This window comes from Aquidulcibacter sp., from assembly GCF_020253525.1.
Taxonomy (GTDB): Bacteria; Pseudomonadota; Alphaproteobacteria; order Caulobacterales; family Aquidulcibacteraceae; genus Aquidulcibacter.
In genome coordinates, this window is sequence record NZ_JADCBK010000025.1 from 1 (window position 1) to 21,010 (window position 21,010).

The 21,010-nt window shown below is 56.5% G+C and carries 19 protein-coding genes and 1 pseudogene; 6 read left to right on the plus strand and 14 right to left on the minus strand.

The window, feature by feature from the left end; all coding sequences use genetic code 11:
* The 5 genes and pseudogenes from IOB61_RS03305 to IOB61_RS03325 form a co-directional block, all read right to left on the minus strand.
* Positions 1-206 (minus strand): annotated as a pseudogene (locus IOB61_RS03305) (polyprenyl synthetase family protein); the annotation flags it as partial.
* 11 nt (positions 207-217) lie between these two features.
* Positions 218-472, minus strand: a complete 255-nt coding sequence (locus IOB61_RS03310) for an exodeoxyribonuclease VII small subunit (protein WP_290812125.1) — start codon at positions 470-472, stop codon at positions 218-220.
* A 66-nt stretch (positions 473-538) separates the two neighbouring features.
* Positions 539-1,198, minus strand: coding sequence for a histidine phosphatase family protein (locus IOB61_RS03315; RefSeq protein ID WP_290812128.1), 660 nt, complete (start codon positions 1,196-1,198; stop codon positions 539-541).
* Positions 1,191-2,147, minus strand: coding sequence for a histone deacetylase family protein (locus IOB61_RS03320; RefSeq protein WP_290812131.1), 957 nt, complete (start codon positions 2,145-2,147; stop codon positions 1,191-1,193). The genes IOB61_RS03315 and IOB61_RS03320 overlap by 8 nt, the downstream gene beginning before the upstream one ends.
* A gap of 59 nt (positions 2,148-2,206) precedes the next feature.
* A complete protein-coding gene (locus IOB61_RS03325) occupies positions 2,207-3,085 on the minus strand; it encodes a glycerophosphodiester phosphodiesterase (protein ID WP_290812134.1) in 879 nt (292 codons plus the stop codon).
* A 138-nt stretch (positions 3,086-3,223) separates the two neighbouring features.
* Between IOB61_RS03325 and IOB61_RS03330 the strand changes: the two genes are divergently transcribed.
* Complete coding sequence (locus tag IOB61_RS03330; RefSeq protein WP_290812137.1) at positions 3,224-4,135, plus strand: aldo/keto reductase; 912 nt, start codon at positions 3,224-3,226, stop codon at positions 4,133-4,135.
* Positions 4,136-4,141: 6 nt separating this feature from the next.
* Here IOB61_RS03330 and IOB61_RS03335 read toward each other — a convergent pair whose 3' ends face one another.
* The gene (locus tag IOB61_RS03335; protein WP_290812139.1) at positions 4,142-4,966 is read right to left on the minus strand and encodes a division plane positioning ATPase MipZ; all 825 of its coding nucleotides are present in this window, start codon (positions 4,964-4,966) and stop codon (positions 4,142-4,144) included.
* A 120-nt stretch (positions 4,967-5,086) separates the two neighbouring features.
* Complete coding sequence (locus IOB61_RS03340; protein ID WP_290812142.1) at positions 5,087-6,106, minus strand: hypothetical protein; 1,020 nt, start codon at positions 6,104-6,106, stop codon at positions 5,087-5,089.
* 109 nt (positions 6,107-6,215) lie between these two features.
* Between IOB61_RS03340 and panC the strand changes: the two genes are divergently transcribed.
* Positions 6,216-7,064, plus strand: a complete 849-nt coding sequence (gene panC / locus IOB61_RS03345) for a pantoate--beta-alanine ligase (protein WP_290812145.1) — start codon at positions 6,216-6,218, stop codon at positions 7,062-7,064.
* 2 nt (positions 7,065-7,066) lie between these two features.
* Here the strand turns inward: panC and IOB61_RS03350 are convergent, their stop codons facing one another.
* The 7 genes from IOB61_RS03350 to IOB61_RS03380 all read right to left on the minus strand — a co-directional run bounded on the left by IOB61_RS03350 (position 7,067) and on the right by IOB61_RS03380 (position 14,819).
* Entirely contained in the window at positions 7,067-7,501 is a 435-nt protein-coding gene (locus IOB61_RS03350; RefSeq protein ID WP_290812148.1) for a DUF1489 family protein, read from the minus strand.
* Positions 7,502-7,546: 45 nt separating this feature from the next.
* A complete protein-coding gene (locus IOB61_RS03355) occupies positions 7,547-8,440 on the minus strand; it encodes a sterol desaturase family protein (protein WP_290812151.1) in 894 nt (297 codons plus the stop codon).
* A complete protein-coding gene (locus tag IOB61_RS03360; RefSeq protein ID WP_290812154.1) occupies positions 8,437-8,844 on the minus strand; it encodes a hypothetical protein in 408 nt (135 codons plus the stop codon). Before IOB61_RS03360 ends, IOB61_RS03355 begins: the two co-directional genes overlap by 4 nt.
* Positions 8,841-10,868, minus strand: coding sequence for a biotin carboxylase N-terminal domain-containing protein (locus tag IOB61_RS03365; protein ID WP_290812157.1), 2,028 nt, complete (start codon positions 10,866-10,868; stop codon positions 8,841-8,843). Before IOB61_RS03365 ends, IOB61_RS03360 begins: the two co-directional genes overlap by 4 nt.
* A gap of 111 nt (positions 10,869-10,979) precedes the next feature.
* On the minus strand, positions 10,980-12,389 hold the full coding sequence (locus tag IOB61_RS03370) for a DUF3667 domain-containing protein (RefSeq protein ID WP_290812160.1): 1,410 nt from the start codon (positions 12,387-12,389) through the stop codon (positions 10,980-10,982).
* A gap of 59 nt (positions 12,390-12,448) precedes the next feature.
* The gene (locus tag IOB61_RS03375) at positions 12,449-13,261 is read right to left on the minus strand and encodes an enoyl-CoA hydratase-related protein (RefSeq protein ID WP_290812163.1); all 813 of its coding nucleotides are present in this window, start codon (positions 13,259-13,261) and stop codon (positions 12,449-12,451) included.
* A 16-nt stretch (positions 13,262-13,277) separates the two neighbouring features.
* Positions 13,278-14,819 carry a carboxyl transferase domain-containing protein gene (locus IOB61_RS03380; RefSeq protein WP_367272799.1) on the minus strand — a complete coding sequence of 514 codons (1,542 nt, stop codon included), beginning with the start codon at positions 14,817-14,819 and terminating at the stop codon, positions 13,278-13,280.
* Between the two features lie 247 nt (positions 14,820-15,066).
* Here IOB61_RS03380 and IOB61_RS03385 point away from each other — a divergent pair, with 247 nt between their 5' ends.
* From IOB61_RS03385 to IOB61_RS03400, 4 genes are all read left to right on the plus strand, one after another.
* Entirely contained in the window at positions 15,067-15,726 is a 660-nt protein-coding gene (locus tag IOB61_RS03385; protein WP_290812169.1) for a hypothetical protein, read from the plus strand.
* 60 nt (positions 15,727-15,786) lie between these two features.
* A complete protein-coding gene (locus tag IOB61_RS03390; protein WP_290812172.1) occupies positions 15,787-17,526 on the plus strand; it encodes a patatin-like phospholipase family protein in 1,740 nt (579 codons plus the stop codon).
* 123 nt (positions 17,527-17,649) lie between these two features.
* Positions 17,650-18,423: a hypothetical protein gene (locus IOB61_RS03395; RefSeq protein ID WP_290812175.1), complete on the plus strand. Its 774-nt coding sequence runs from the start codon at positions 17,650-17,652 to the stop codon at positions 18,421-18,423.
* A 169-nt stretch (positions 18,424-18,592) separates the two neighbouring features.
* Entirely contained in the window at positions 18,593-20,692 is a 2,100-nt protein-coding gene (locus IOB61_RS03400; RefSeq protein WP_290812178.1) for a M3 family metallopeptidase, read from the plus strand.
* Positions 20,693-21,010: the final 318 nt, after the last annotated feature.

Genomic DNA, 21,010 nt, shown 5'->3' on the forward strand with positions numbered 1-21,010 from the left:
CACCGTTCATCAACGCCAAATAGCCTGCCTGTTTCCAACACCAAGAAGGGACGCAGCCGCTTGCCACCCCCCAAAGCCGCATAGCGCATGGCGCTCATCAAGCGGGCTTCTGGGCCTTGAACACGCGGAATCAACGTGTCTAAAGCGACCGTGATGCGATCAGCTGTTTCTTCGAGACGCTTTTCGAGATCGACCGCCAGGTCCATGCCCTTAGACCTTATCCTATGCGTGCAGCTTCAAGGCTAACACCTTGTGGGCTTTCAACAATCTGATCAACCCGCATCTGGGCACGTTTCAGGCGATCTTCGCAATGGGCCTTGAGAAGTGCCCCGCGCTCATAGAGGCTGATAGATTCCTCCAAGCTTGCCTGACCGGATTCCAGTTTCGCCACGAGGGACTCAAGTTCCTCCAGCGCAGCCTCAAAACTCAAGTCTGCAATCGCTGCCTGCATGGATTCTGGTTCAACCGACATTACGACATCCCTCTATCGATTTCTTCCTAGACTGTGCGACGCTTATGGGCAACGAGGCAAGAGGATTTAATGCGGCTTGGGTCGATAGACGCGGTGCGACCAGTGGGAGTCGCGACCGTCATAGACACAAACCCACCCCCGGGCCAATAAATGCGGCCGCATCATCCGGTTAAACCAGCCATGGGCCAAGAGCCCAACACTGCCGGATTTCTCGGCTTCTGCGATCAACCATTCAGCGGCCCGTTGAGCACGAAGCTCTGCCTCTTGGCGGCTTTCTTGGCCGCGATGATTGCCAAAGAACCAAGTGATGCGCGAGATCACGCCCCAAAATCGCGGGCGAAACAGAATAAAGTCGGGCAAGGCTGGCGGTGGCAGGGGTGCCTCAACAAATAAGGGATCGACAATCAGTTCGCGCCCCGGTGCTGCCATCGCGGCCGTCTCTAAGGCGCGACGCAGGGTAGAGGAGACAATCGTTTTACACGCCTGCAAGGCTTGGATCAGGCCGTTGGGCACGATTTGGCCTTCGGCCAAGCCACCGGCATCATATTGCGCCCACCAATCAAGATATTGGTCCGCATTGATCCAGATGTGCCGATTGAGTGCGGGCCTTCCATGACGCGCAATCACGATCATCGGCGTATCACTCGATGCCACAGGCGGCGCAGGGCGTGGGGCCACGCGCGAATCGGCCTGTGATCCGAGATCATCCAATTTGGTTTCAAACACCCGCTAATCCGCCCCCAGAGCGTGGTTTGTAAGTTTGTAAAGTCTGCACATGCGCCAAAACAGATGCAGCTAATGCCTGCAAGTGGTAGCCGCCCTCAAGAGTCGATACAAGTTTTCCCTGTGAAACGTCCAGTAATCGTTCAGTGATCCAGCGATAATCATCTGTTTCAAGGTTTAGGCCTGCTAAGGGGTCAAGGCGATGCCCATCAAAACCGGCCGATACGATCAGGATTTCTGGCTCAAAATCGACCAAAGCAGGCAAGATTTGGCTTTCCACAGCAGCCCGCCAATCCGCACTGGCCGTGGCAGCCGGGACTGGGACATTGACCAGATTACCCGCGGCGCGCTCGTCAGCAAAGCCAGAGCCTGGATAGATGCCGCCTTGATGGATTGAGGCATAGAAAAAGTCTGGGTCGCGCTCGGCCAATTCTTGGCTGCCATTGCCGTGATGAACATCGAAATCCACAAGTGCTACCCGCTTTAGGCCGTAAGTTTCGCGCGCATAAAGGGCCGCAATGGCGGCGGAATTCCAAATGCAAAAGCCCATGGGTGTCGCTGCTTCGGCGTGATGGCCAGGGGGCCTCGTCGCACAAAAGGCCCGATCAAACGCCCCCTTCATCAGCCCATCTACCCCGGCAATCACGGCACCTACGCCGCGCTGGGCTGCCTCAATCGAGCCAGCCGACACATAGGTATCTGGATCAAGCTGATGGCTGCGGGCGCCTGCTGCGGGTTCCAGGCCGATGATTTCCTCAATACGGGCCAAGGGATGTACCCGTGCAATATCTTCAATCTGTCCAAGCGGCGCTTGAACGCGGATCAGATCGGGGCAAGCGGTCTCATTTAAAGCTTCCAGCACAACGCGCAAACGCTCGGGCGATTCAGGATGGCCCGCGGGCGGGCGGTGCTCAAAACAGGCCATATGGGTGATAAGGGCAGTCTTTCCCATCAAGATTTATCCCTAAATTGCGTGTCACAGGCCGTCGGTAGCACAAGTGCGACCTATGTCTAAGGGCGCGGAGAAGCCCAAGCCTTTTGAAAGCGATCCACATAATCGGTCATGATGCCATCCGCATTGGCTTCAATCAGCATGCGCATCTCTTGGGGATCATTAATCGTCCAATATTGGACTTTGATCCCGCGTGCCTTGGCCGTCTCAACAAAATGGCGATTGGTCAGATCAAAGCCCGCTGCATGGGTGGGTATCTGGAGGGCTACACCGGGCGAATGAACAAAGCGCGAGAGGCGCAAGTGAGAGGCGATTAAAAAAAGACGGACCTCGCCTGTCGAATATGCCGTGGCAACTTTCGGGCACGCCTTACGGAAGGTTTTCATCGCCCCATCATGAAACGAGGCCACAATCACGCGATTGGTTTCGTCAAACTGGCTGATCAATTGGCAGAGGCGGGTACTGGCTGCTTCATTGTCATTCTTGATTTCAATGACCCAGCGCCGACCCGGAAATTGCTGAAACGCCTGTTCCAGACGGGCGATCTTAATGCCTTTGCCCCGAAAGGACTGGCCATTGATGACGGTATGATAGCCAGAATCAGCCTGTTGCAACTCTGCCCAGGTCTTGGCCGCAATCGGGCCCTTCATGTCGGTAATACGGTCTAACGTGTCGTCATGATGCAAGACCAAGACGCCATCCTTGGTCAGTTGCAGATCGATCTCAAGCACATCGGCTCCCATCGCATCGGCAAGCTTTAGGGCTTCCAGCGTGTCAGGCGGTGCGTGGCCTTGGCCACCCCCATGGGCGATGTTTTCCACCGCGCCTGGCCGAAGATCAGCAAAATAAGGGTGGCTAACAGGGGGGGGCGCTGGCCAAGCCATCACTGCCACCAGAGGAATCGCAAGTGCTGCAAGCCAAATCCATCGTTTGCGCATCGAAAACCTCCCCTTTATGGCGCGTGTGCGCACGTCCCCTTATGCAGCCCAAGACATGGCATGGCTAGCGAGCCTGTTGCAAGTTGGGCTAGAACACCCACCCTATCCTTTCCGCTTCACCAGAAAGAAAAAGAGTTCATGTCCTCCATCGATCCAACCCATCTGCGCCGCCTTGGAAAAAGCGATTTGATGATTACGAGCCTCGGCTGGGGCATGTGGCGTTTTGCTGGCATTGAGGTGAAGGCCGCGCAAAAACTTGTGGAATCGGTCTTTGAAGCGGGGATCAATTTTTTCGACACCGCCGACATTTACGGCTTCAAAAACCCACAAGTGGGCTTTGGGGATGCCGAGGCGCTTTTGGGTGAGGTTTTCAAGCAAGCCCCTGACTTGCGCTCAAAAATGGTTCTGGCAAGCAAGGGCGGCATTATCCCGCCCACCCCCTATAATTCGAGCTATGACTATCTGGTCAAAGCATGTGAAGCCTCGCTGCGCCGCCTCAAGTGCGACTATCTCGATCTGTGGCAAATTCATCGCCCAGACCTTTTGACCCATCCCGCTGAAATCGCCCGCGCGGTGGATCATCTGATCCAAGCCGGCAAAATCCGCACCTTCGGCATTTCCAATTACACCGTGGCGCAAACCCGCGCATTAGCTGCCCACCTCAACACCGATATCGTGTCGTTCCAGCCTGAATTCTCGCCCCTCGCGCTTGATGCCATGACCGACGGGACGTTGGATCTTGCGATGGAGATTGGCGCATCGGTTTTGGCGTGGTCGCCTTTGGGCGGTGGCCGCTTGGCCAAGGATGGCGATGATGCCCGCACCAAAGCGGTGATCGCAGCCCTCGACACTGTTGCTGCAACGCATGGGGTCTCGCGCACGTCGGTGGCTTACGCATGGGTGGCTGCCCATCCAAGCCAGCCGATTGCTTTGGTCGGCACACAAAATCCAGCGCGTATTCTAGAGACCCGCGAAGTGGCCAAAATCCGTTTGACGCCAAACGAATGGTATCAAATTTTGGTGGCCTCGCGCGGGGCACCCATGCCGTAAGGCAGATCAGAAACCAATTGCGGATTGGCCCTCAATCTTTGGCAGCTTGAGGGCCAACATCAGATCGCGCAACTCTTGACGCGCGGCCACATGGCTGAGGGTGAAGGAGGCAGAAGCCCCTTCATCGGTGAGGTCTAAAAGCGTCAGGCCCGCGGTAAACATTTCCCGATAAATCACCCGCTCAGACAAGCCCGGTGCTACGCGGAAGCCAATGCGTTGGGCCAAAGCCGCCAAGGCATCGCCAACACGGCGCTTATTTTTCGCATCAAGCGGCGACAAGCGATTGCGCATCAAAACCCAATCAATTGGCTTACCTTTAGCCGCAGCCTTAAGCTTCCGCGCCTCCCATACCATTTCGGCATAGACGCTGGGCTTGCCCACATCGCCCGTGACCGGGTCGATTTCAGCCAGCAAGTCGAAATCGATAAAGCTGTCGTTCAAGGGCGTAACCAACGTGTCCGCACAGGCATGGGCTGCGCGCGAGGCTGGCGTATCAGCACCCGGCGCATCGACGATCACAATATCATGGCTCGCCCGCATCTGCGCGATCAAGGCTTGGGTGGCCGCAATTTCTTCCGCTTCAGCCTGATCGCGCCGCTCAGCAGCGGCTTTGGTCAAAAAGAAGAAGTCGGGTGTGGGAAGGTCTGCGTCATTGGATTTGGACCAGCGCGCCCGGTTTTCGAAATAGCGCTCAAAAGTGCGCTGGCGGCGATCGAGATCAAGGGCGGCAACCTTCAACCCCGAGATGGCGCAAGCCACGGCAATATGAACCGACAAGGTCGACTTGCCTGCCCCGCCCTTTTCATTTCCCACGACAATGACGTGACCCAAAACCCTAACTCCCCGTCGTGACGCCCTATTCTGCAGGACCCAGACATGGGGGTGTTTTCGCGAGTTTCGCAGGCCTTGCCAATTGGCAAGCGCAGCAGCCAAACGCCTAAAACTTGTGGACTATTTTGTCGGCCGCTTTGCCCGCTTGGCGATGACTTGCTGGGGCGGTGGCTTTGGCCCCTTTTCTTCTTCCTCAACCCAATCGGTTGGTGGGGGAAGACGTTGGCCAAGGGCTTCTGGGCCTTGCTGAAGGCTGCTGCCCGTTACAAGTGCAGTCGGGCGCGATTGGGCTTCCGGCCTGCCAGAAGCGCCGGGCCAAATTGGTCTGGGACGGAAAGGCCGGCCTGCCGCATCGACTTCGACGCGCGGGGCTGCCATGGGGCTGGGTGTGGGGTCAGCCGCAGGCTCTGCCAAGGTGGAAAGACGTTTGGACAATTCCCGCAATTCGCTTTCCGCAGGATTGACCCACTCAGGATCATTGGCCGAAGCGCGGCTTAAATCTGCCGACACGCGCGCCAAGACCTGTTCAATCGGCTCATCCTTGTCGCCCCGGTCTACCCAAGGCAAGGAATCGGCCAAGGCCTCTGGGATATCGGTCACCACAGATTTTTTGGTGTCGCGCCAGATACGTTTGAAGGGCCCTGCAGGTTTCTCGCGCTTGGCCTGCGTCATGGGCTTTGCTGCGGGCGGAGCAGCGGGAGGAACAGCGGGTGCAGCAATCGGTTGCGCCATTGGCGGGGTTGGCGCGGGCACGCTGGCTGGGGGTGCTTCTGGCGGCAGGGCCAGTGGCACGGGCTGCATCGATACAAAGGCCGGCTTGGGCAAGGGAGGTGCCGGGGTGCCGCGGAACATCACAATGGGAAGAATTGGACCACTCGCGGCCGATGTAGGCGCTGGTGTTGGCTTGGCCAGTTTAGCGGCAGGTTCAGCGGCCTTTGCGGGCTTAGGTGCTGCACACACGCACCCGTCTGCCCCAGCCTGTGGGGCAGGCTTTGAAACCGAAGTTAGCGGCACATAGGGGCTTGTTGCCAATGCCCCGGCCGACTGAGCAAGCGCGCTCGTCCCCAGACAAAAGGCGGCAAACACCCCACAAATCTGGGCAGCGGATGATAAGGTCAAAGCGCGATAAGATTGGTTCATGTCAAAAACCCTAGCGCGACGTGGTAAAGAGGGCTTTAAGGCGGCTTCACGCTGCTCTTGGAAGCTGCAGGCCCGAAATCGTCGTTAAGTCATTGTTTTGGAGAGAGTCATGTCGTCCTTGTCGATTGTGCGCACCCGAGCGGACTTGCGTGCTTTAGTCTCCAACTGGCGACGGGACGGCAAAAAGATCGCCCTTGTCCCCACGATGGGGGCGCTGCATGCGGGGCATTTGGCCTTAATCGAGCAAGCCAAGGCCGCCGCCGATGTCGTGATCGCCTCGATTTTCGTCAATCCCACGCAATTTGCGCCGCATGAAGATTTGGCGCGCTACCCCCGCCAAGAGGCCGCCGATATCGCCCAACTCCAAGCCATTGGCTGCGATGGCCTCTATGCCCCCCAAGTCCAAGAACTGTACCCAGAGGGCTTTCAGACCCGGGTGGTGCCCGGCGCTGTCGCGGCACGATTAGAAGGGGCATTTCGTCCCCACTTCTTTGGCGGTGTCGCCACGGTTGTTGCCAAGCTTTTCTTACAAGTCGATCCCGATGTCGCGGTCTTTGGCGAGAAGGATTGGCAGCAATTACAAGTCATTTCCACCATGGTGCGGGATTTGGACTTGGGCGTTGAGATTTTGCCCGCCCCCACCCATCGCGAAGCCGATGGCCTCGCCCTCTCCTCGCGCAATGCCTATCTCTCAGCGGCAGAACGCGCGATTGCGCCTACGCTGAAACAGGCGCTGGATCAGGTGGCCAGCGCCATCACGCGCGCGCCAGAAACCGTGGCCAGTGTCATTGATCAGGCAAAGACGAAGCTGATCGCATCTGGCTTTCAGTCAATCGATTATCTCGAAGCCTGCCACAGCCAGACGTTGGAGCCTTGGCAACCCGGTGACCCTGCCCGCATTTTGGCGGCAGCTTGGCTGGGCAAAACCCGCCTGATCGACAATCGCGGACTGGACTGAGGCTACCACGCGCCCAAATCGAGCAATTCCTTGCGTAAAGGCTCAGGCAAATCTTCCCCGCCCGACACTTGGGTTAAATCAGGCGGGGCGTCTTTTGGCAATAAATAGCGCCAGCCTTGGAAAGCCGCGCGACGCTGGGGCGCGGTTTGAACATGGAAATGCTTCAAGACAATTTCACAGCGCGAGCGCCCATCTGCTTCCTCGAGCGTCACGATATCTTCGATTTCCTGACGCACCAGGATTTGCCCTTTAATCACCCAATAAAGTGAGCCGCCATTGAGGACTTCATCGCGCCGCTTGGGCGACATGCGTGTGTCACACACTGGGCGCGGGTCGAGGCCAAGGCTTAGGCGCGTAAAGGCCTGATGGTCATGCCAGTCGGTCAAATCTTGGATGGTGTGCGCGCCAACGCAGAGTTTGATGATGTGAAGTGCCATAAGCCAGCATTTATGCCAATTCGGTCTGAAGAACAGGGCCTTGAATCAGGGATTTTGTTCCCCCTGTTTGGCCCGCCACGCCGCCTTTAAAGTCGCGCTGGTAGGCCTCGACCCATCCGGGCTCCATCCGGGTGGACCAAAGGCGAAATTCAGGCGGTCTCGCCAGGTTTTGGCCTGGAGCACATCGCGCACCATGCCGACCCACTCATGAAAGGCGATGCGAAACGGGTTGAAGGTGTGGATGTTGGAAACCACGCCATAAATCGGCTTATCGGCCTTGGTTTCTTCGACAAAAGTCCCAAACATCCGGTCCCAAATGATCAGGACCCCGGCATAATTGGAGTCAAGATAGCGCGGGTTGGTAGCATGGTGGACGCGGTGGTGGCTGGGCGTATTCAACACCCATTCCAATGGTCCCATACGGTCAATCGCTTCGGTATGGATCCAGAATTGATAGACAAGACTAAGGCCCGAGAAAAAGGCAATCATAGCTGGGGGAAAACCGATCCACGCCATGGGCAACCAAAAGATAAAGGTGGCACCAATCGAGCCGGTCCACGTCTGGCGCAGTGCGGTCGACAAATTATAGTGCTGTGACGTGTGATGGACGACATGGCTGGCCCAAAACCAACGCCGTTCATGGCTGATGCGATGGAACCAATAATAGGACAAATCTTCCAAAAGGAAGCAAACCACAAAGGCCCAAGCGGCATAGCCAATATCAAACAGGCGATATTGATGCACAAAGGCGATTACTGAAACGGCAATCCCACCTGTCAGAAGCTTAGCAAGTGTATTGCCAAAGCCCATGGTCATGCTGGCCGCGGCATCCTTGGCTTCATAAGTGACATCGCCGTGGTGGCGTGCACGCAACATTTCGGCGACAACCAAAACCCCAAACAGCGGGATGGCCCAGGTGACAGGATCGGGTAGCGTCATGGGGAAACACCTCGTCCTAGGCTGGTTAGAGCCTGTTGAATAGCGCTCGGGTCGGCGTGGATATGGACTGGTTCAAAGCCAAAATCTGGGAAAGAGACATAGAGGCGATCTTCGGCGATCACCATGATTTTCGCCTGATCCAAGCTGCGCACCAGAAGTTTATCGCCTAAAACGATGGCGACATAGCCGGTCTGGTCAGGCCCATAGGCCACAGCAGCGCGTTGGTTGCGGGACATCAAAATCGTGAAATCGCCGCTAAGCCCAGAATAAGCGCGGACCGCATCTTGAACTTCATCGCCGTTCTTAAAGCGGCGATCCACACTTAGGCCCAAGCGGAACCCAATATAGGCCAATAACGCGGTCCCCGCGGCGGCCATCAAAACCGTTACGAGCGCCCCGTTCAAGGCACCGCCTCTTGAGCGACCAAACGGATTAAAACGTCGGCAGCCTTAACTTGGCGACCTTCTTGGACAAGCGTTTCTGCGATCACCCCGTCGCGGCTGGCGGTTAGGGCATGCTCCATCTTCATGGCTTCTAAGACCACCAAAACCTGGCCCTTTTTCACGGTCTGACCGGCTTGTGCGTGGAGCATGGCAATCTTGCCGGGCAAGGGTGCTTTGATCTCGTCACTGGCTTCCAAGCTATCGGCACTCGCATCCGCTGCAGGATAAGGATAGCGCCACACCTCACCGCGCTCGACAAGGCTTGCCCCGGCGCGATCCACGAACAAGGTTGCAGCGATATCGCCGCGTGCTTCTGCCTTTGGGCCAGCACTCTCGGCAATCAAAATCGTCCAGTCCTTTGCCTTGCCATAGGCATGGATCAGGCGGCGCGGCACCACGGCGTGGTCGCCGCTAAAGCCCGCGCTTAATTGTACTGCATCGCTCTGCAGGTCGACCGAAACCCGCCGATCTTCAACTTGGAACCCAACCGCCAGATGCGCGGGCGCATTGAGGCGCCATCCGTCTGGCACGTGGAAGGGGGATGCCCCCTCTGGCACTTCAAGCTCACGGGCCACTTGCACCGCGATTGCGGCCAGTCCTAAGCGGCGTGCGGCCAAGCCATCAGGCTTCAACAAGGCCGAAGCCTCATCCTCCAACAGCCCAGTATGGACGCCGCCTTGGGCAAAGGAAGACAGAGAACACAGGCGCGCTAAATAGCCAATATTGGTTGAAATGCCAGTCACTACCCGCGCTTCCAAATGGGCCTGTAAGCGGGTCAAGGCCTGCGCGCGGTCTGCCCCACGGGCAATGGCTTTTTCAACCAGCGAGTCATAGGCATCGGGAAAAATATCCCCAATCTCATAGCCAGAATCAACGCGAATAGCGCCATCATCGGGCAGGCCCGCAAGCACACCCGATGAGGGTAAAAATCCTTTGGCAGGGTCTTCGGCAACGATCCGGGCCTCTATCGCCGCCCCGTTCAATTGGATTTGGTCTTGGGTCAGAGGCAGATTTTCCCCCGCCGCTACCCGCAATTGCCACTCTACCAAGTCTAAGCCCAAAACGGCCTCGGTCACGGGATGCTCCACCTGCAACCGCGTGTTCATCTCGAGGAACCAAAAGCCATCCGGGCGTAAGGGGCCTGTCCCATCGGCGACAAACTCAACCGTACCCGCATTGGAATAATTCACCGCTTTGGCGATTTTTAGGGCAGCCGCGGTCAAGCTCGCACGTACTGCGTCCGTCATGCCGGGCGCTGGGGCTTCTTCAATCAGCTTTTGTCTGCGGCGTTGGATTGAACAATCGCGTTCAAACAAATGGACCAAATTGCCATGCTGGTCGCCAAAAACCTGTACTTCGATGTGGCGTGGTCGCAGAACCAAACGTTCCAACATCACGCGGTCATCCCCGAAAGAGGCCGCCGCTTCCCGTCGGGCGGAATCAAGGGCTGGGCCAAAGGCAGCACCATCCTCAACCACGCGGATCCCGCGTCCACCGCCACCTGCAACCGCCTTGATCAGTAAGGGAAAGCCGATCTTTTCAGCCTCGGCTTTGAGACGCTCTGGGTCTTGGTCCAAATCCCAATAGCCGGGCAAAACAGGTGCGCCGACTTCAACCGCAATGGCTTTAGCCCGATCTTTCAAGCCCATGTCGCGAATGGCATCGGGGCGCGGGCCCACAAAGGCGATTCCTGCCGCGGCACAGCTTTCGGCGAATTCGGCATTTTCCGATAAAAAACCGTAGCCTGGATGGATCGCTTCAGCGCCGAACTCCACAGCGGCTTGCAGGATCAAATCGCCGCGCAGATAGGAATCCTTGGCGGCGGCAGGGCCAAGACGCACCGCATGATCGGCAGATCGGACATGTTTTGCGCCCTTATCAGCGTCCGAATAAACCGCAATGGTTTTGATCCCCAAGCGTCGAGCCGTGTTGATCACACGGCAAGCGATCTCGCCCCGATTGGCAATCAACAAGCTTTTAAACACGCGGCGTCCCCAGACTTTCTAATGGTCGAAAGAACAGGTGTAAGGCACCTGCCCTCTGCCTTTTTGGGAAGTATCCATCGGCTACGCCTGTGCCTTGGTCAAGCCCTGTGATCAGCCTACCGCCCCCAGCACAATGATCGCGGAAAAGAAAAAGGCCAAGGCAATTGGGGCGAAGGTGGAGCCAAATACAGCTGTGCGCCAGCCCGCGCCAAACCAACCCAATGCATAGGCCCCTTTGAAGTGGAAAAACAAATGGGTGATGACCACCAAAAAGATCAAACCGCCATGATCTGACCAACTTATCCAATGCGAACTTAAGGCAAGAGCCAGGAACAAAAAGGACATGAAAGACAGAGAATAAAGGGCAAAGACAGCGTGGTCATATAAGGTCACACCGCGCTTCCAGAACAACAGAAGCCAGATGAAGGGAAGACTGATCGGGATCAGTAAAAACGAGAATTTATAGACAGTATTTTGAAGCTTATACAAAAATAAGTCTGGGTTCTCGAGCTTATGTTCGATTTTTTTATTCAAGGTCTGCCAAGGTGTATTGACATGAACCTCTTCCTTCAAAAATTTTGCAAGCGATGACTGAAGGTCTTCCCCTTCGATCGTGACGCTTTTTGCCTGCCCAGAAACCGCTTCCCCAGAAACCGCCTCTTCTGGCATCGCCTTCACCAAAGCAATCGCGGTATCGGTCGCAGCGACGCTAACCTTGTCGCCCTCCTCAAGCGCGGCTTTCCGCTCTGCCTCCAATTCCGAAAGCTGTTTGGCCTTAGTGTCAGTCTGCCCCTTGCTGAGGATGGCGTTATCTTGTTGCCCGCCTGTGGTTTGGGCTGTCTCCGGCAAGGCCTTGGCCGCGGTCAAAGCGGCGGAAAGATCGCGCTCTGCCGCACGATATCGCGACACCAGTGCCTTGATCTCTGAAGCGGCGGCAGCCACATCTTGTTCGCCGGTTTGAATGTCTATTTGGTCTTGCTGGGCTAAGGGCTTTGCGCGTTCAACTGCCAGTTGCTCACGCGCGGTTTTGAGCTCGCTTCGGGCGAGTTTCAAATCATTCAGCGTATCGGCCATACGCTCGCGGGCGGCACTGGCCTGATCTGCGGGAGTTGAGACATTCTGCTTCACAAATCCGGGGCCGCCTGCAATGGCAAAGGCCAAAAACATCGCAAAAACCGAAGCCAGAAACATCGAAAACGGCGGGACATAGCGGCTACGATGGCCCATCACATAATTGCGCGTCATCGTGCCAGGGCGAAACACCAACATGGGCAGCGAGCGCCACGTTTTGGAGTCAAAGTGCGTGATCCCATGCACCACCTCTTCCAAGACATGGAGGAATGAGCGGTGGACATGGGCCGACTGGCCGCAGGCGTGGCAATAATCGCCGGTCAGAATGGTTCCGCAATTCTTGCACGCCGTACCAATCAGTTCATGCTGGTGCTTACCGGCACTGCCAGACGGCGCATCAACCGCCAAGGGGCCTGAATTTTCTAGGTTAAGTTCCACCACACCGTCCATAAAGGCCCCTTGTCCACAGGCTTAGCTTTGTCTGGGCAATGGAAGGTGGTCAAGCCCTTTTAGGATCGAAGTGTCCAAGCGGGTGGTCTTTTTTCTAAAAACGCGGCCAGTCCTTCCTGGCCTTCGGCACTGGCACGCCGTTTGGCAATGCGTTTGGCCGTCTCGTGGGCAAGATGCAGGTCGATGGGTCTGTCGGCCACGTCCCGTACCAAGTGCTTGGCTTCGCGCACCGCTTCGGGTGCGGCTGTGAAGGCGAGATCGGCGAGTTTTTCCTCCCGCTTGGCCAAATCATCGAGGTCAGAGGCCACTTCTTGCACCAGACCCAAAGCCAAAGCGCGCTCTGCATCAAAGGGCATGGCGGTGGCAAAAAGGGCACGGGCTTGGCGGGCACCAATGGCCTCAACCACATAGGGCGAAATCGTGGCAGGCGTCAGGCCAAGGCGGACTTCGGTAAAGCAAAACCGTGTTCCTGTAACCGCAATCGCATAGTCGCACGCCGCCACAAGGCCAGCTCCACCACCAAAAGCACCGCCTTGCACCAAAGCGACCGTCAGTTGAGGCAGGCTATGCAACGCCAGTAGCATTTTGGCCAAGGCCAAAGCATCAGCCTCATTGTCCTCTTCATCATGGCGGGCTTGGCGCTGCATCCATTCAAGGTCTGCCCCCGCGCAAAAGGTTGTGCCTGCCCCCTTGATCATGACGAGGCGAACCCCGTCCGACACGCGTAAAGTCTCAAAAATATCGATCAGTGAAGCGATCGTGGCTTCATCAAACGCATTCTTCTTCTCCGGGCGATTGAGGGTGACCATCGCCGTTCCATCGGGCGAGATTTGTAAAAGAACGGGGTCGGCGCCTTGATCCATATCTGCCATGATGATCTCTCTCCTCTTACATCCGGAAAACGCCGAAGCGGGGTGGCCCAATGGGGGCACCAGCGACGCTGGCTAATGACATTGAGACGACGCGCCGGGTTTGGGCGGGGTCAATGATGCCATCATCCCACAAACGCGCGGTCGAATAATAGGGATCGCCCTCTTCCTCATATTTTTGCCGGATGGGGCTTTTGAAGGCCTCTTCTTCCGCGGCAGACCAAGCCCCGCCTTTGGATTCGATATTGTCGCGGCGCAGGGTCGCCAAAACGCTTGCCGCCTGCTCACCCCCCATCACGCTGGTGCGCGCATTCGGCCACATCCATAAAAAGCGCGGCGAATAAGAGCGGCCGCACATGGCATAATTGCCAGCACCATAAGAGCCGCCAATCACGACCGTCAGCTTTGGCACATTGGCGCAGGCAACCGCTGTCACCATTTTTGCGCCATCCTTGGCGATGCCGCCAGCCTCATAATCCTTACCCACCATAAAGCCCGAGATATTTTGCAAGAAGAGGAGCGGGATTTTGCGTTGGCATGCGAGTTCTATGAAATGCGCACCCTTTTGCGCGCTTTCTGAGAAGAGAACGCCATTATTGGCGATAATGGCCACGGGCCATCCATCAATATGGGCAAAGCCGGTTACCAGCGTTTCGCCATAAAGCTTTTTGAACTCATGAAATTCCGAGCCATCGACAAGGCGGGCGATGATTTCGCGCACATCATAGGGGGTGCGCACGTCATCAGGGATAATGCCGTAAAGTTCGCTTTCGTCTTCCAAGGGTGGGCGTGGTGCAACGCGGCGTATATGGCTCTCTGGATCGTCCAAAGTCGCCACACAGTGACGCGCCAGCTCTAACGCATGGGCGTCAGACACCGCATAATGATCGGCCACGCCAGACTTGCGGGCATGCACATCAGCCCCACCCAATTCTTCTGCTGTCACCGTTTCTCCGGTCGCGGCTTTCACCAAAGGCGGGCCGCCCAGAAAGATGGTGCCTTGTTTGCGCACAATGATGGTCTCATCACTCATCGCCGGAACATAAGCGCCCCCCGCGGTACATGAGCCCATCACAACCGCGATTTGGGCAAGACCCATCGCGCTCATATTGGCTTGGTTAAAGAAGATGCGGCCGAAATTATCGCGGTCGGGAAACACTTCTGCTTGATGGGGCAGATTGGCCCCGCCTGAATCGACCAGATAGATGCAGGGCAAGCGGTTTTCCATCGCCACTTCTTGGGCGCGCACATGCTTCTTCACCGTCATCGGATAATAGGTGCCACCTTTGACGGTCGGGTCATTACAAACGATCATCGCCGGACGCCCACAGACATGGCCAATCCCTGTAATCAAGCCCGCGCCTGGAATATCCTCACCATAAAGGCCATTGGCGGCTAGAGCCGATAATTCCAAAAACGGACTACCAGGATCCAACAGCGCCTCGACCCGGGCACGGGGCAAGAGTTTACCCCGACTTTCATGGCGTTGGCGCGCCTCTTCTGAGCCGCCAAGCGCTGCCTGTCGGGTTTGATGCACCAAATGCGCAACAAGGCCCGCCATCTTCTCGTGATTGCGCGCAAAGGCCACAGAAGATGTATCGATTCGACTGGTCAACCGGCTCAAAAGACCCTCCACAGACAGATTATGTCGCCCCGTCGCGGGCGTTGACACTCGTTTAACAGGCTTCTGTCACAATGCGATAGACATAGGCTCACATCGAGCCGGTGCAGCATGCCGCTGGTGAGGCCAGTTCCGTCTTGAGGCGTCGCGTCATCGACCAGTGTTTAGAACGAATGAGGACAATCCTATGAAGACCATCACCAAAGCTGTTTCTATTGTTGCCTTGATGAGCGCTCTTTCGCCTGTATGTGCTTTTGCGATGGAGCCAGCTTGGGTTGGCTTGCGCGGCGGAAGCAATGGCGTCGGGGGTGAAGTCGGGGTGCGGATCTTGCCAACCGTGGTTATTCGCGGCGTCGGCCAAGGTTATGATTATGGCTATGATCAGACCATTGATGGCATCGCCTATGACGGCTCGTTGAAACTGGGCTCTTATGGCTTGCAAGCCGATTTCCGGCCGCCGGTTGTCCCGTTTTATTTGACGGCTGGCGTCTTTGCCAATGACAATCAGTTTGACTTGGTTGCCACCCCAGCAAGCAATGTTGTGATCGGCAATACCTCTTATACCCCAGCCCAAGTCGGCACCTTGAATACCAAAGCGACCTTTAATGATGTTGCCTATTTCTTGGGTGCTGGTTTGAAATTTGACGTCGGGCCGCTTGAAACCGCCCTTGAAGCCGGCGTCTATTATCAAGGCGATCCGAAGGTCGAATATACCTCAACCGGCCTTTTGGCGTCCAATCCATCCTTTCAATCCGACCTGGCGATTGAAAGTGCAAAAATCGTAGATGAATTAGACGCAGCACGTTATTGGCCCATGGTAACCCTGATGGGTCGCTACAAATTCTAATCCACGAAGGAGAGCCGCCATGAAGCACAGGATGAACTTGTTTCATGGCGGCACTTTCCAATGATCCCCTTTGATTTTGCCGCAATTCCCTTTTTGCGTGACGCTGGGCCGGCAGCGATCAAAGATGTTGAAAAATCTGCCATTTGGTATTCCCTGCCTGGCGGCTGGCCACTCTTTCTGGAAAGTGAGCCTGCCGACACACTCTGGTTTGTCCGCTCAGGCTCTCTAGGCGCGTTTCGCCGGGGGACGGACGGCACCAATGAATTTATCGGTCATATCCGCCAGGGCGAGCCCGTTGGCGAAATGGCGCTTGTCGCCGGTGAGCCCCATAGCGCCTCTGTCTTTGCCCTGCGCGATACAGAGCTTTTAGCCCTAGACCGCGCCGCCTTTAACCGCCTGATCCGTCGCCACCCGCAATTGATGCAGAATCTGGCCCGGACCATGCTGTTTCGGTCGCGACAAAATCGCCGCCGCAATCCCCGCTCCGACCCCCGCGTATTCGGCCTTTTAGCCGCTTCGCCCTCCATCGACATCTTAAAGCGCGCCCATGCCTTGAAAGAGGCGCTCGCCAAATTGGGCAAGCGCGCCATTGTTGTCGGTCCCGAAGCGGTCACCCAAACTGCGACCTGGTTTGACGAGATTGAAAGCTGGAACGACATCGTCCTGTTGGCGGCCGATTTAGGCGATGGGGGCTGGGCCAAGCTTTGTTTGCGCCAAGCCGACAGGCTCTGGGTCTTTGGTCGGGCTGATACGCCCCCGCCCGAGATGATCTTACCAGTAGGATCTTCCCCTGCCCGCCAATTCCAATTGGTCGATACCATTTTGATCGCGCCGCAGGACCGTTCGGTGGTCGACGTCAAAGGCTCATACGCCAAACCTTGGACTGCTGCGGCCCAAAGTCAGCGCTTGTTCCATTGGCGGCAAGACCAGCCCCAAGACGTCATGATGCTGGCACGCATTCTGTCGGGTACTTCCATTGGCTTGGTCTTAGGTGGCGGTGGCGCGCGCGCTTATGCCCATATTGGCGTGGTCCGCGCGCTGCGCGAGACTGGCATCTCCTTTGACTTTGTTGGCGGCACCTCCATGGGCGGGGTGATCGCGGCCTGTGTGGCGCTTGGCTGGGATGATGGCGAGATTGAGCGACGCATTTGGGACAGTTTTGTCCGCGACAATCCCTTGAATGATTATGTCTTGCCTGTTGTTGCCATGACATCGGGGTCCAAGGTTGACCAAAGGCTCCTCAAAAACTTCGGCGACATCCAGATTGAGGACATGCCGCGCTCTTTCTATTGCCTGTCAACCAATTTAACCTTGGGCATGCCCAAGCTGCACCGCAGCGGCATGTTGCGCGACGCGCTGCGCGCCTCCATCGCGCTGCCGGGTATTTTGCCCCCCGTTGTGTCTGGCGATGACATTTTGGTGGATGGGGCGGTTTTGGATAATTTCCCGATTAATTCCATGATCGACCTGCATCGCGGGCCCAATATCGGGGTCGATGTCACCCGGCAACGGGCGCTCAACCCCGACGAATTTCGCAAACCAGAATCGTTTTTTAGCTGGATTACCCGACACGGCTTTCACGCCGCCCCGCCTATCGCCGAATTGCTGATGCGATCGGCTACTGCGACCTTGGACCCAACCAAATCGCGTGACCGGGTTGATCTATTGATTGTGCCCGATATGGCAGGCATCCAATTGCGCGACTGGAAAGCCTTTGATGCTGCGGTCGAAACCGGCTATCGCGCGGCCACGCGGGCAATTCAAAATGCCCCAAACGCCCTTAAGCCGCTCCTTAGTTAAGACTTACGGCAGGGGCAGGGCAAGTCTGGCTCAGTTTCCTCTGAAATTGTGCGTTTCTTGCCTATTTTCTGCCGCAACCAACCGCTAAAGCGCTTAACCACGTTTCAAAACAAGGGATTTGATGTGCGACTGATTGTGGCTTCCGGTGCGGCTTTAGCTTTGGTCGTAACGTTTGGACTGGGCGTTGTGGTCGGCAAATTTGTGTTGTCGCCAAACCAGCCTCTGGCAAGTGCCCCAACCAATGCCATTATGGGCCCTGTGGGCCTCGACAATCCATTGGCAGACCCCGATGCCGTTCTATCCACGGACCCGAGTGTAACAGCTGTTGCCCCGCCACCCGTGCCAGTTCCGCCGACAACAGGGCCTAATGAAGTGGTGATCCCCACGCCCGGCCCCTTGGTTAATGGGATCGGCCCCCGCGCCGAATCGGATGCGGCAATGGCTGCAGGCGCCCCCCTGCCGCAATGCGACCTTAAGGTCAGCCAATCCATCGCCATTCGAAACTGGAAAGCCCCCGACCGCGTGACCATTATGGCGACCGGCTCAGAATGTTCGTCGGGCAGTATTCGCGTTACCTTGGAAACCAGCGAAGGCCGCGCGCTTTATACCCTTCAAGCCCCTGCCCGCGACTTTGGCATTCCCGCAACCGCCAGTGCGGAGCAGATACGCGACCGTCTAACAACGCTTCTTCCCGGCAATGCCATTAAATCATCGACCTATCCAGCTTGGCCCGAGGGCACAGAAAGCCCAACGCGGAGCGAGTTTACCCGCGAAACCTATGAGGCCATTCGCCAAGCCGATGCACCGGTTGTTTGCCTCAAGCTCCCAACCTCGGCCCAGCGTTGCGTGGCACAAGACCCAAAGTCTGGCCAATTGCGGGTTTTCGCGCGCGGCTAAGGCTCGATCACGTTTCCGTGATTAAATTTCAGTCATAATTGCATTCAGGGCGTGCATCCGCGCACAGTTTAGACCATCCCTACGCGCAAGGACCCCAGTGGTTTCTTGTGTGGTAAGGGATATATAGACGACGGAACGCAGGGATTTCTTGGCGGGGAGTGTCGCAACTTTGACTTTGACTACGGGCTCGGCAGCCTTGGCTGCAAAAGCAAAATCGAAAGCATCAGCGCGGGTAAACCCGCTTTTGGCAAAATGGGATACGCCTTGGGGCGTGCCGCCGTTCGCGGAGATCAAGACCAGCGACTTTGAACCCGCGATCGACATCGGTATGGCGCGGGGGCGGGCTGAAATTGACGTTATCTCTGCCGCCAAGGGCCCAGCGACTTTTGAGACCGTGATCGTCCCGATGGAAAAGGCTGGCCAAGATCTCAACCGTGCCACGACTGTTTTTTACAATCTGACCGGCATGCTCAGCACGCCCCCTCTGCAAAGGATTGAGGGCAAGCTGTCAGAGAAATTGTCGGCGCATGCGAGCGCCATCAATCAAGACCCCAAGATTTTTGCTCGCGTGAAAGCGGCCTATGACAGCCGTGCGGCGCAAAATCTAACGGGGCCACAAACTAAGCTGTTGGAAGACACTTATGCGGGCTTTGTCCGTAGCGGAGCCTTGCTCAATGCCGCACAGAAAAAGCGTGTGGCCGAAATTGATGCGCGCCTGTCTGCCCTGCAAGTCCAGTTTGGCCAGAATGTACTGGCCGGCCAATCAAGCTTTGCCTTGCCCCTAAAGACCAAAGACGACCTTGCTGGCCTGTCTGATAGTTTCATCGCGGCAGCCGCAGCAGAGGCCAAAGAGCGCAAGATCGATGCGCTTGGCGTGGTCACGCTGTCGCGTTCAAGCTTGGAGCCTTTCTTGACCATGTCGACCCGGCGGGATTTGCGCGAAGCAGTCCAAAAGGGCTGGATGGCGGTAAGCGGCACGGCCGGCAAGAATGACAATCGCCCCTTGATCCCTGAAATCATCAATCTGCGCAATGAAAAGGCCAAGCTTTTGGGCTTTAAGTCCTTCGCGCATTTCCAACTCGACAACAAAATGGCCAAAACGCCCGAAGCGGCGATGGATATGATGATGGGCGTTTGGAAGGCTTCACTCGCCACTGCCAAGCGCGAACGCGCCATGCTGCAAGAATTGGCGACCGCCGACGGCCTCGAAGGTCCGCTCAAGTCTTGGGATTGGTGGCATTATGCCGAAAAAGTCCGCAAGGCCAAGTTTGACGTCGATGAATCTGAGACCAAACCCTATTTTGAACTGAACAATATGATTGAGGCCATCCATTGGCACGCCAATCATTTGTTTGGCATTTCCTTCAAAAAGATCACGGGCGTGCCGACCTGGCATCCAGATGTGGTGGTCTATGAAGTGTCCGATGCCGCGGGTAAGCCCATGGCCTTGTGGTATGGCGATTTCTTTGCCCGCCAGACCAAGCAATCTGGCGCTTGGATGAGTAGTTTCCGCGATCAACAGCGCCTGAGTGGCGATATTAAGCCTGTTGTGTTCAATGTGTGTAACTATACCAAGGCCCCAGCAGGTCAGCCTAATCTGTTGAGCCTCGATGATGTCACCACCTTGTTCCATGAATTTGGCCATGCGCTCCACGGCATGCTGTCGGATGTGACCTATCCCAGCCAGTCTGGCACCAACGTCAAGCGCGACTTTGTCGAATTCCCCAGCCAATTGATGGAACATTGGGTCACAACGCCAGAAATTTTGACGCGCTTTGCCAAGCATCATGCAACCGGCGACGTCATCCCCCGCGCGCTGGTCGATAAAATCATTGCCGCGAAAAACTTTAACCAAGGCTGGGCGACCAGTGAATTCATGATGGCGGCCATCATGGATATGAAAATGCACATGATCGAAGGCCCTGCGCCCACCAATGTGGATGCGTGGGAAGAAGAAATCCTCTCCAGCATTGGCTCCATCCCCGAAATCGTCGTGCGCTATCGCCCCGGCTATTTCAAACACACGTTTGAAGGCGGTTATGCGGCGGGCTATTACAGCTATATTTGGGCGGCCGTGCTGGAATGCGACGCCTTCCAAGCCTTTGTGGAAGCAGGAAATGTCTATGATCCTGTAACCTCGAAGAAGCTGAAAGACTTCATCTTTGCCAGCGGTGGCCAAGCCGACCCGATGGAAAATTATGTCGCTTTCCGAGGTCGGGCCCCGGGCGTAGAAGCGCTGCTGCGCGATCGCGATTTGACAGTTGGTTAGGGTGCTTTCCTGCTGACTTTAAGCGGTGTGATCCCTGATGGCATCAGTCAGTCGGGGACCTTGTGCCGCAACCTCCCACGGGGTCCCCGCTCGAAGCTCACGCTTCGGCGGGGATGACGGTTTCTTGGATGGTTTTCGTCTAGACGCGTTTTGGTGCCCATTCTGGTCCACCAAACCGCAAACGAAATTGTTTCTGCGACATCTGGGTAGTCAAGTGCGCAGCTTTGCTGCGTCGCGACGCGATCCGTTTTCGAAGAAAACGGACACTTGACGACCCAGATGTCGCGGCCATCCTTGATGATCCATTTTGGTGAAACA